Annotated in this window: 7 protein-coding genes; 3 read left to right on the plus strand and 4 right to left on the minus strand. The window is 70.7% G+C overall.

Translation table 11 applies throughout. The features are described from left to right. Positions 1-811 (minus strand): maltotransferase domain-containing protein (locus AB0J02_RS38530; RefSeq protein ID WP_363198548.1); only part of this gene is annotated, 811 nt, incomplete at its 3' end. Between the two features lie 208 nt (positions 812-1019). Then, positions 1020-2237 carry a S8 family peptidase gene (locus AB0J02_RS38535; RefSeq protein ID WP_363198549.1) on the minus strand — a complete coding sequence of 406 codons (1218 nt, stop codon included), beginning with the start codon at positions 2235-2237 and terminating at the stop codon, positions 1020-1022. 212 nt (positions 2238-2449) lie between these two features. Here AB0J02_RS38535 and AB0J02_RS38540 point away from each other — a divergent pair, with 212 nt between their 5' ends. The 3 genes from AB0J02_RS38540 (at position 2450) to AB0J02_RS38550 (ending at position 7030) form a co-directional block, all read left to right on the plus strand. Next, on the plus strand, positions 2450-3019 hold the full coding sequence (locus tag AB0J02_RS38540) for a 1,4-alpha-glucan branching protein (protein WP_363198550.1): 570 nt from the start codon (positions 2450-2452) through the stop codon (positions 3017-3019). A gap of 275 nt (positions 3020-3294) precedes the next feature. Further along, complete coding sequence (gene glgP, locus AB0J02_RS38545; protein WP_363198551.1) at positions 3295-5916, plus strand: alpha-glucan family phosphorylase; 2622 nt, start codon at positions 3295-3297, stop codon at positions 5914-5916. 109 nt (positions 5917-6025) lie between these two features. Further along, positions 6026-7030, plus strand: coding sequence for a GNAT family N-acetyltransferase (locus AB0J02_RS38550; RefSeq protein ID WP_363198552.1), 1005 nt, complete (start codon positions 6026-6028; stop codon positions 7028-7030). A 78-nt stretch (positions 7031-7108) separates the two neighbouring features. Here AB0J02_RS38550 and AB0J02_RS38555 read toward each other — a convergent pair whose 3' ends face one another. Together AB0J02_RS38555 and AB0J02_RS38560 are read right to left on the minus strand one after the other, a co-directional pair. After that, entirely contained in the window at positions 7109-8674 is a 1566-nt protein-coding gene (locus AB0J02_RS38555) for a M4 family metallopeptidase (RefSeq protein ID WP_363198553.1), read from the minus strand. Positions 8675-8982: 308 nt separating this feature from the next. Continuing rightward, positions 8983-11064, minus strand: coding sequence for a M4 family metallopeptidase (locus tag AB0J02_RS38560; RefSeq protein WP_363198554.1), 2082 nt, complete (start codon positions 11062-11064; stop codon positions 8983-8985). Positions 11065-11601: the final 537 nt, after the last annotated feature.

Here is an 11601-nt window from a genome sequence, read left to right on the forward strand (position 1 = left end):
GAAAGAACTCATACCAGGCCCCGTACAACGCCCGCTCCCGCTCCACCAGGAGCGGCATGGGTTCGGAGGGCGTGACCAGTTCGCGCAGCGGATGGCGGGAGAGCACCGTGTCGATGTCCGGGGTGAGCGCGGCGGCGAGCCGGGTGGCGGCCTGCCGGTCGGTGTCGCGGAGCGCGGCGACGGCCTGAAGAACCGTTTCTCGCAGTGGTTTCGGGAGGTCCGCTGCGGCCCGCTCGTACAGCAACGCGCCTTCCTCCATGACGAGTTCGGTGTCGATCCCCGCGGGGATCTTGATCCGGGCCGCGTGCCGCCAGGTGGCCACCGGGTCGCCCCAGGCCTCCACGGTGAAGGTCCACGCGCCGGGTGCGTCGGGGGTCACCTCGGCGCCCCAGCGGTCCGTGCCCGGAGCGAGTTCGCGCATCGGGGCCCAGGGTCCGGGCTTCCCGTCGGGGCCGCGCAGCACCACGTTCGCGGCGACGGCGTCATGGCCCTCGCGGAACACGGTGGCCGTGACCTGGAACGTCTCGCCGACGACGGCCTTCGCCGGGCGGCGGCCGTGATCGACGACCGGACGTACGTCCCGGACCGGGATGCGGCCGATGGTGAGCGGGACCGGCGGTGGGACCGGGGCCTTGCGGGCGGCCGGGGCCCTGCGCGGGGCCGGGGTCTTCGGCGCGGCGGACTTCTTGGCCGTACCGGAGGAGGCCGCCTTCTTGCGGGTGCGCTGCGCCGCCGGCGCTGCCGCGGGGGCTGGAGTCTTACCGGGAGGCGTCTTGTCGGAAGACGTCGGAGTAGGGCGCTGTGCGGGCATGACCGCTCCTGTCCGCGGGGAATTTGGGGGTTGCGGAGACGACGTGAGGGGAGGGGGCCGTGCAGTGGTGCCGAAAGGCGTACCGAGGGAGCCTTCCACACTCTTCGGGCGGGCAACCCGGTACTTTGTTAACTACTCGCGCGTAAGGGCACACACAAGACCGGCCCCGCTCGCGGAGACGGGACCGGTCCATGAACTCCCCTTCCGCTTATGGATTGTCGACCTGCAGCAGCCTGTTCGGTGAGCCGAGCCCGGCGCTGGTCACCCGGTCCGATGCGGCCCGGTCGACCAGTGCCTTGCCGACTTCGGCGGGCGTGGCTCGTGGGTGGTCGGCGAGGTACAGTGCGGCCGCTCCGGCGGCGTGCGGTGAGGCCATCGATGTGCCGGAGAAGGTGGCCTTCCCGGTGTCGCTGGTGTACGACGCGGATGTGATGTCCACCCCGGGGGCGAACAGGTCCACCCGAGTACCCCAGTTGGAGAAGCTTGCACGTGTGTCTTCACGGTCGGTGGCGCCGACCGTGACGGCCTCCTTGACCCGGGCGGGCGAGTAAAGATCCGCCGGGAGGCCGTCGTTGCCCGCGGCCACGGTGTAAGTGACCCCGGCGGCAATGGAGTTGCTCACGGCCGCGTCGAGCTGCGCGTTGCCGTATCCGCCCAGGCTCATGTTGGCGACCGCCGGCCTCTTCGCGTGCTCGGTCACCCAGTCGATGCCCGCGATGACCTGCGCCGTGGTCCCCGACCCCTCGTTGTCGAGCACCCGTACGGCGACCACGTGCGCCTTCTTCGCGACGCCGTAGGTCTTGCCCGCGACGGTCCCGGCCACATGGGTGCCGTGGCCGTTGCCGTCCTGTGCGGTGGCGTCGTCGTCCACGAAGTCCCAGCCGTAGGAGGCCCGTCCGCCGAAGTCGCGGTGGCTGATGCGGATGCCCGTGTCGATCACGTACACCGTCGCTCCTGCGCCCGCCGACTCCGGCGAGCTGTACGACGTGTCGAGCGGCAGGTCGTTCTGGTCGATGCGGTCCAGGCCCCACGAGGGCGGGTTCTTCTGGGTGCCGTCGAAGGCGACCTCCGTGTCCTGCACCACGGACGCCACGTCCGGATCGGCCGCGAGCCGCCTGGCCCGTGCCTCGTTGACCCTCACCGCGTACCCGTTGAGCGCCTTGCTGTAGGTGTGGCTTATTTTCGCCCCATATTTGTTCGCGAGGTCCTTGCCCGCCGACGACGGCGCCCTGGTTCCTCCCTTCAGCGTCACGATGTAGCTGTCCGCCACGGCGCCGGGTTCACCGGCGCCGAATATCCGCCCCTGTGCCGGGGCGGCGTGTGCGGGCAGTGTGATGGCCGAGATCACCGCGGCCGTGGCGATCGCGGTGAGCCCGCCGGCCCAGCGCGTATGCCACTTCCGCGTCACTGGCACGGTCACTGCCATGTATGGGTTCCCCTCCTCAACTCGGCGCATCCGCGCGCCAGTTGGCAGCCTCTCGTGTGGTGTGAAGTGTCACAAGGATGTACGAGGGGGCGGAATCGGCCATATCGCCCGCGGTGGGTGAGCGCGCGCGGGCGGGATCACGAAAGGGTTGCGTCGACATCCGGCCGTTCGCCGTCCGGCGGGGCCCGCCGGGGGCGTGCGAGCCTGTGCGCATGTCGACCATTCACCGCACCACCCTCACGCCCACCAAGCTGGAACTCCTCGCCGGCTGGCTGCCGAAGCAGCCCTGGTACGAGGGCTCCGGCACCCCCGAACTTGCCAAGGCCGGCGGCTTCCGGCTCGACGACCCGGCCGGACAGGTCGGCATGGAGTTCATGGCCGTGACGGACACCTCGGGCGCCCGGCCCGTGACGTACCACGTGCCCATGGCCTACCGGGGCGCCCCGCTGCCGGACGCGGCCGACGACGCGCTCATCGGCACCCTCGTGCACGGCGTGCTCGGCGAGCGCTGGGTGTACGACGGGGCCCACGACCCGCTGCTCCTCGCCCAGCTGACGGCGCTGCTGAAGGGTGACGTGCCCGCGCACGCGCAGAGCACCGACGGCGCCCTCGACCCGTCGGTGCACGCCCGGCTCGACGCCGCCGACGCACGGCCCGAGATCGTCCGCGTACTCACGCCCGGCGGTCCCCTGTCCGGCGCGGCGGGCGAGGTCAGCGCGGAGTGGCGGCACGGGGACGAGGCTCCGGTGCGCGGGGTGTTCGTGACGGCCCTGAAGGCCTGAGCCGGTCCCGGCGGGTTCCGGCCGGGGGCGGCGACGCGCGGAGACGCGGTGGCGTCCCCCGATTCGCCGGCTCCGGGGCGGAGCAGGGGAGTTCCGGTCATGTGCCACGCCGTCGAAGCGTGAGCGGGGCCGTGCGCCGTGGCCCGGGGGGCCGCTGCCCATTAACGTCATGGATGACGTCTGGGACGTACACGAGGTGCGTCCCGCAGCGGTGCGCCCGGCCGCGCCGCCCGACCGTCCGCCGACGCCCCCGCTGCACGCGCGAAAGGGGAACTGTGAAGGCCATCCGTCGTTTCACCGTCCGCCCGGTCCTGCCCGAACCACTCGCTCCACTGCACGAGTTGGCACGCAACCTGCGCTGGTCATGGCATGCCGGCACCCGTGACCTGTTCGCCGCCGTCGACCCGGTGCGCTGGGCCGCTTCCGACGGCGACCCGATGCGACTGCTCGGCAGCGTGCCGCCGTCCCGGCTCGCCGAGCTCGCCGCCGACGAGGCGTTCCTGACCGCTCTCGGCGAGATCGCCGACGATCTGCGCGGCTACCTCCAGGACGACCGCTGGTACCAGACCCAGACCCACTCGAACGAACTCCCGTCCGCCATCGCCTACTTCTCGCCCGAGTTCGGCATCACCGCCGCGCTGCCGCAGTACTCGGGCGGCCTCGGCATCCTCGCCGGCGACCACCTCAAGGCCGCCAGCGACCTCGGGGTGCCCCTCATCGGCGTAGGCCTGCTGTACCGGCACGGCTACTTCCGGCAGTCGCTGTCCCGGGACGGCTGGCAGCAGGAGACGTATCCCGTCATCGACCCGAACGAACTGCCGCTGACCCTGCTGTGCGAGCCGGACGGCACCCCCGCGCACCTCGCGATCGCGCTGCCCGGCGGCCGCCGCCTCCTCGCCCGCGTCTGGCAGGCACAGGTCGGCCGCGTGCCCCTGCTGATGCTGGACTCCGACGTCGAGGAGAACGACGCCCACGAGCGGGAGGTGACCGACCGGCTGTACGGAGGCGGCAGCGAGCACCGGCTGCTGCAGGAGATGCTGCTCGGCATCGGCGGGGTGCGGGCCGTGCGCACGTACTGCCGCCTCACCGGACACCCCGCCCCCGAGGTCTTCCACACGAACGAGGGCCACGCGGGCCTCCTCGGCGTGGAGCGCATCGCCGAACTGGGCGCCGAGGGGCTCGACTTCGACGCCGCGCTCGAAGCGGTCCGGGCCGGCACGGTGTTCACCACGCACACCCCGGTCCCGGCCGGCATCGACCGCTTCGACCGCGAACTGGTCGCCCGGCACTTCGGGCCGGGCGCCGAACTCCCCGCCCTCGACGTCGAGCGGATCCTCGGCCTCGGCATGGAGACGTACCCGGGCGGCGATCCGAACGTCTTCAACATGGCGGTGATGGGGCTCAGGCTCGCCCAGCGCGCCAACGGCGTCTCCACCCTGCACGGCGCCGTCAGCCGGCAGATGTTCTCCGGGCTCTGGCCCGGATTCGACGCCGAGGAGGTGCCGATCACCTCCGTGACGAACGGGGTGCACGCGCCGACCTGGGTGGCCCCCGAAGTGTTCCGGCTCGGCGCCCGCCAGATCGGCGAACGGCGCACCGAGGACGCCCTGTCCGTCGGCGGCTCCGACCGCTGGGACGCCGTCGGCGACATTCCCGACCGGGACATCTGGGAGCTGCGGCGTGAACTGCGCGGCCAGCTGGTGGACGAGGTGCGGGCACGCCTCACGGCATCCTGGCGCCACCGCGGCGCGGGCGGCGCCGAACTCGGCTGGATCGACGGGGTGCTCGACCCGGACGTCCTCACGATCGGCTTCGCCCGGCGCGTGCCCTCGTACAAGAGGCTCACGCTGATGCTGCGCGACCCGGACCGGCTGATGCGGCTGCTGCTCGACGAGGACCGGCCGGTGCAGATCGTGGTCGCGGGCAAGGCGCACCCGGCCGACGACGGCGGCAAGCGCCTCGTCCAGGAACTGGTCCGCTTCACCGACGACCCGCGCGTGCGCCACCGCATCGTGTTCCTGCCCGACTACGGCATGGCGATGGCGCAGAAGCTCTACCCGGGCTGCGACATCTGGCTCAACAACCCGCTGCGGCCGCTGGAGGCGTGCGGCACGTCCGGCATGAAGGCGGCCCTCAACGGCTGTCTCAACCTGTCCGTCCTGGACGGCTGGTGGGACGAGTGGTTCGAGCCCGACTTCGGCTGGGCGATCCCCACGGCCGACGGCACCGCGACCGACGAGCACCGCCGCGACGACCTGGAGGCGGCCGCGCTCTACGACCTCCTGGAGCGCCGGGTGGCCCCCCGCTTCTACGAGCGCGGACCCCAGGGCCTGCCCGACCGCTGGATCGAGATGGTCCGCCAGACGCTCACGCACCTCGGCCCGAAGGTGCTGGCCGGCCGGATGGTCCGCGAGTACGTCGAGAAGCTGTACGCGCCCGCGGCCCGCGCCGACCGGTCGCTCACCCCGGGCGCGGCACGCGAGCTGGCGGCCTGGAAGTCCCGGGTGCGCACGGCCTGGCCGCGCGTCGCGGTCGACCACGTCGAGGCGTCGACGGCGGCCACGGCGGAGCTCGGCGCGACCCTGTCCCTGCATGTGCGGGTGGCCCTCGGCGATCTGGTCCCGGACGACGTGGAGGTCCAGGCGGTGGCGGGCCGCGTCGACGCCGAGGACAGCATCGCGGAGGCCGCCACGGTCCCGCTCAAGCCGATCTCGGGCCCCGACGAGGAGGGCCGCTGGTCCTACGAGGGCCCTCTCTCCCTGGACCGTACGGGCCCCTACGGCTACACGGTCCGCATCCTGCCCACCCACCGTCTGCTGGCCTCGGCGGCGGAGTCGGGCCTGGTGACGGTGCCCTCGGAGACGGTGGGGGAGGGGGCCGGGGTGTTGATGCGGTGAGCTGCCCGCGCCCCTCGTACGAGTGGCAGCCCCCTCCAACTCGGCTTACGACAAAGGTAAGTTGAGAGAGTCATGCAATTGGCTCAACATGACTCAACGGGGGTTGTACATGCCGGCGTCCGCAGGGCAAGGTCTGCCGATCGAGATCGTCCGGGCCGGTGAGGCCCACCTCGATGCCGTCGTGGCGCTGGCCGAGGAGCGCCGCCTGGATCCGCGGGACCCGCAGGCGGGCCGCGCCGGGTTCCTCGTCTCCGACTACACCCGGGACGACTACCGGGCGCGGCTGTCCAGCGCCGAGCACTTCTGGGTCGCCGTCAAGGGCCCGGAGGTGCTCGGTTACCTGCTGGCGTACAGCGACGAACGCCTCGATCCCGACGAATGGCTGAACCACCGGATCAAGACGACGCTGGGCGCGTTCCTGGTCATCAAGCAGATCTGCGTCTCGCGCACGGCCGCCCGCAGCGGGGTCGCCTCCCGCCTCTACCACCACCTCCTGGAGCAGTGGCACACGAGTCCGGTGATCGCCGCCGTGGTCAGCGTCCCGTTCAACGAGGCGTCCACGCGCTTCCACCGCAAACTCGGCTTCGAGGAGCTGACCCGGCTCACCCCGCCCGACGGGAAGGAGCGGATGGTGTGGGTGTGGCGCAAGCCGCGCGAGGCGATGCTTCAGGGGCAGTACCTGGTCGCCGTCGACCTGTACAAGCACGAGGACGTCCTCAACTGGAACAAGCTGAACAACTTCTTCTACATCACCGCGGGCCTCGCGGCGGCGCTCGGCTTCACCCTCGCCGAGCGCGGTGACACGGCCTCGCCGTCGGCGGGCATCGCCGACACGCTCGCGCTGGTCATCTCGGTGATCGGGTTCGGCTCCTCCCTCGCGTTCACGCAGATGCTGCGGTTCGGGCGGCGCTATCTGGGCGCCCGCAAGAACGCCGCCATGGAACTGGAGGAGCATCTGGCCTGGTACGGCGGGCAGCGGATAGTGGGCCGGGAGGTGTCCGTCGACGGCAACAGCTGGCTGAAGCAGTCGCCGACCGGGCTCATCATGATGCTGCTGCCGGTGCTCGTGGCGCTGTGCTGGGCCGCGATGCTGATCATGCTGACACTGGGCTGAGGGCACTGGGCTGAGGGCACTGGGACGGCAAGGGGCGCCCGGATCTCTCCGGGCGCCCCAAGTGCCTTCAGTGAGCGGTTACTTGACGTTCACGCCCGCCCAGGCCGCCGCCACGGCCTTGTACTCGGCCGAGTCCGCGCCGTACAGGTCCTTGGCCGCGCTCAGCGTGCCGGTGCGCGCCGCCGCGTAGTTGGTGGTCGACGTGAAGTACGTCGTCAGTGCCTTGAACCAGATCTGCTCGGCCTTGTCGCGGCCGATCCCGGTGACGGTGGAGCCGTCGGAGGTGGGGGAGTCGTAGGCGACGCCGTTGATCGTCTTCTTGCCGCTGCCCTCGCTGAGCAGGTAGAAGAAGTGGTTGGCGATGCCCGACGAGTAGTGGACGTCGACGTTGCCCGCGCCGGTCTTCCAGGCGTCGAGCGAGGCGCCGTCCTTGCTCGGCTTGTCCATGTAGCGCAGCGGCGAGCCGTCGCCGTTGATGTCGATCTCTTCGCCGATGAGGTAGTCGCCGACGTCCTCGCTGTTGTTCGCGTAGAACTCGACCGAGGTGCCGAAGATGTCGGACGTCGCCTCGTTCAGGCCGCCGGACTCGCCGCTGTAGACCAGGCCGGCGGTGGCCGCCGTGACGCCGTGGCTCATCTCGTGCGCGGCCACGTCGAGGGCGGTGAGCGGGTTCTTGTTGCCCTCGCCGTCGCCGTAGGTCATGCAGAAGCAGCTGTCGTCCCAGAACGCGTTGACGTACGCGTTGCCGTAGTGGACGCGGGAGTAGGCGCCCTTGCCGTCGCCGTTGATGCCGCTGCGGCCGAAGACGTTCTTGTAGTAGTCCCAGGTCTCCTGGGCGCCGTAGGCGGCGTCGACACCGGCGGTCGCGGCGTCGTTGACCGTTCCGTCGCCCCACTTGTCGTCGGCGTCGGTGAACAGCGTGCCCTTGCCGGACGAGCCGTTCTTGAGGTTGTACGTGGAGTGGCCGCCGCGGGTCGCGTCCGTGAGGGAGTAGGACGAGCCCGACTTGGTCGTGCCGATCTCGACGCTGCCGCTGTACTCGGACTGGCCGGTGCCGGTGTGGATCGCGTCGTACGAGTAGATCTTCTTGCCGGTCGCCGCGTCCGTGATGACGTGCAGCTTGCTCGGCGTGCCGTCCTTCTGCGTGCCGGTGACGACCTTCTCGTAGGCGAGTCTCGGCGTGCCGGTCGCCGCCCAGACGACCTTGCGGGCGCCGGACGGAGCGGCCTTCAGGGAGGCGCCGGCGGTGGTCACGTCGATGGACTTGGACGTGGCGCGGGTGACGCCCTCGCGGCTGCCGGACTTCGTCTCGTGGACCACCAGGTCGCCGCCGAGGACGGGCAGGCCTTCGTAGGTGCGCTCGTAGCGGGTGTGGGTCGTGCCGTCGCGGTCCTTGACCACGTCACGGACGACGAGCTTCTCCTTGGAGTCGAGCTTCAACTCCTTCGCCGTCTCGGCCGACTTGGCGCTCGCGTCCTTCACGAGGTCCGCGTGGGCCGTCGCGCTCAGGGCCAGTGGGGTGGCCGAGGGGACAGCGGGCTGCGCGGAGGCGCCGGTGGCGGTGAACGTTCCGGCGAGCAGGGCGCCGGCGGCGACAGCGGTGGCGATGGAGAGGGTGGTGCGACGGGATATGTGAGAGGTCACGAAGAAAGCTCCTTGAGTGACGTGGGGGGAGTGAGCTTTGCCGTGCGGGTGATGCGAGTGATGCGAGTGGTGCGGGTGGTGCGAGTCGTGCGGGTGGTGCGGTGAAAACTTTGACAGTTGAGGACCGGACATGTCATGTACGTGATCGCAGGTTGGCCGGAATTCGTTCGTTGAGAGAAAACTGACGCCCGTATTGCGAACGGAGTATGAACGGGATCGCATGTGAAAGGGCGCGCCGCTCCGGGGAGTTGAACCACCGGTGCGACGCGCCCAGACCGTGCGCGGCCGTTACCGGCCCGCGGGCCCGCTTACGGGAACGTCAGCTTGAAACTGTTGATGTAGCCCGTGTCCTGCGCGCCGAGGTCCTGCGCCTTGAGCTTCCAGACACCGTTGGCCGTCTCCGTGGAGGCGTTGACCGTGTACGTGGTCTGGATGTTGGGGGTCGGGTCGTACACGGACGAGTGCAGCCGGTACGTCTTGCCGCTCGGGCCGACCAGGTCCACCTGGAGGTCGCCGCTCCACGTGTGCACGATGTCGACGCCGACCTTCAGCGTGGACGGCGCCGTGCCGGTGATGCCGGTGACCGTCAGGGACGAGGTGACCGCCGCGCCGGGCGAGTCGGGGATGTTCACGTTGGCGTCGTTCGTGAACGTCTTGCCGGTGCCCGGGTCGCCGCCGCCGGAACGGGCGCCGACGTTGATCGCGGCGAACGCGTCCTGCACGGCCTTGTACTCGGTGGATGTCGTCCCGTACAGCTCACCGGCCGCCGCGAGCGCACCGGTGCGCGCCGCCGCGTAGTTGGTGGTCGAGGTGAACTTCGTGGTCAGCGCCTTGAACCAGATCAGCGCCGCCTTGTCGCGGCCGATCCCGGTGACGGGCAGGCCGTCGGAGGTCGGGGAGTCGTAGCTCGTCCCGTTGACGACCTTCGCGCCGCTGCCCTCGCTGAGCAGGTAGAAGAAGTGGTTGGCCGGACCCGACGAGTAGTGCACGTCGATGCCGCCGAGGCCCGAGTACCAGGCGTCCTTGGACGCGCCGTCCTTGCTCGGCTTGTCCATGTAGCGCAGCGGGGTGCCGTCGCCGTTGATGTTGATCTTCTCGCCGACGAGGTAGTCGCCCGGGTCGGACGTGTTGTTGGCGTAGAACTCGACGGCCGCCGCGAAGATGTCGGAGGTGGCCTCGTTCAGACCGCCCGACTCACCGCTGTAGTTGAGGCCCGCGGTGTTCGAGGTGACGCCGTGCGTCATCTCGTGCGCGGCCACGTCGATCGACGTCAGCGGGTGCGTGTTGCTGGTGCCGTCGCCGTACGTCATGCAGAAGCAGCTGTCGTCCCAGAACGCGTTGACGTAGTTGTTGCCGTAGTGCACCCGGCTGTACGCGCCGACACCGTCCCCGCGGATGCCGGTGCGCCCCTGCACGTTCTTGTAGTAGTCCCAGGTCAGCGCGGCGCCGTAGTGCGCGTCGGCGGCGGCCGTCTCGGTGTTGGAGGCCTGCCCGTTGCCCCACGTGTCGTCCGTGCCGGAGTACAGGGTCCCCGTCCCCGATGTGCCGCGGTTGAGGTTGTACGTCTTGTGGTTGCCGCGCGCGGTGTCGGTCAGCGTGTACGACGATCCGGACTGCGCGGTGCCGAGAGTGACGGTGCCGCTGTACTGGGTGTTGCCGGTGCCGTTCTCGATGGCCTGCCACTCGTGCAGCTTCTTGCCGGTGGCCGCGTCGGTGATGACGTGCAGCTCGTTCGGCGTGCCGTCCTCCTGGAGACCACCGACCACGGTCTCGTACGCGAGGGTGGGCCCGCCCTTGGCCGCGCCCTCGCCCAGCCAGACGACCTTGCGCGGCGCCCGGTCGGCCGCGGTCTTCTTCGAGCCGTCGGCCTTCGCCAGCTTCAGTGCCTGCGTCTCGGCGGCGGCCGGCTTCACGTCGGCCGCCGTCTCCACGCCCTTGAGCTGCGCCTTGGACGCCTTCGTCACGCCCTGCGCGGCACCGGACCTGGCCGTGTCGACGATCAGGTCACCGCCCAGGACGGGCAGTCCGGCGTAGGTGCGCTCGTAGCGGGTGTGGGTCGTTCCGTCCTTGTCCTGCAGCACGTCCCGTACGACGAGCTTCTCCTGGGAGCCCAGGCCGAGGTCCTTCGCGGTGTCGGCCTTCGCCTTGGTGGTGTTCGCCGCGCGCAGCAGCTCGGCGCGCTTGGCGGGGGAGAGCTTCGCGGGCAGGGCGCCCGGGTCGGCGCCGCGGGTGGCGTTCGCCGTGATCTTCGTCGCGGCCGGGGCGCTGTCCCACTGGTCGTCGGCGGAGGCCGCGCCCGACTGGAACGCTACGGCGAGCAGAGCGGTGACGGCTCCGAGGGCCGCGGCGGCAGTGGCCCGGCGTCTGTGGGAGGTGGAGGTGCTTCTCAACGCTGACTCCTTCTGCGCGGCCGCATGGGTGTGCGGCCAGTGGGGACCGGGCGGCGGGTGGCCGTCCGGGCAGAACGCAGTGCAGGCAGTGCGGAATTCAGGTGTGGAGCGGGTGGTTCGGTTCGGCCGCGCACTTGGTTGCCCGGGTGGGGTGGTGCGGTGGCGGTTGTGCGGGTGCGGTGGCCGTTGGGAAGAGTGGCAGGAGAGAGCGCCATCTGTCAGGGGCGCGTCAACAGGTTGGCCGGATTTGGTTCGGTGCGCGGGGGAGGGTGTTCGATATGCGGGGTCGTTCCGGGCGGGGCGGTGGGTGTTGCGGGGGTGTGTCGTCGAGGCGTCTACCACGCCGTACGTGGTGGGGTGCCGGGTTGTTCTCGGCGTCCGGAACGGAGGGGTTCGGGGGGCCTGGGGGTGGGCGGGTGCGCCTGTGGGGGCGGTTGGCCGGTTCGCGGGGGCGTACCTCGGCGTGGCTGTAATTCGTCGTCCGGCACTGGGGCTCGGCCCCGGGGCTCTGTCCCGGTCCCCGCTCCTCAATCGCCG

Origin of the sequence: Streptomyces sp. NPDC050264, assembly GCF_040655895.1 — a bacterium.
Classification (GTDB): Bacteria; Actinomycetota; Actinomycetes; order Streptomycetales; family Streptomycetaceae; genus Streptomyces.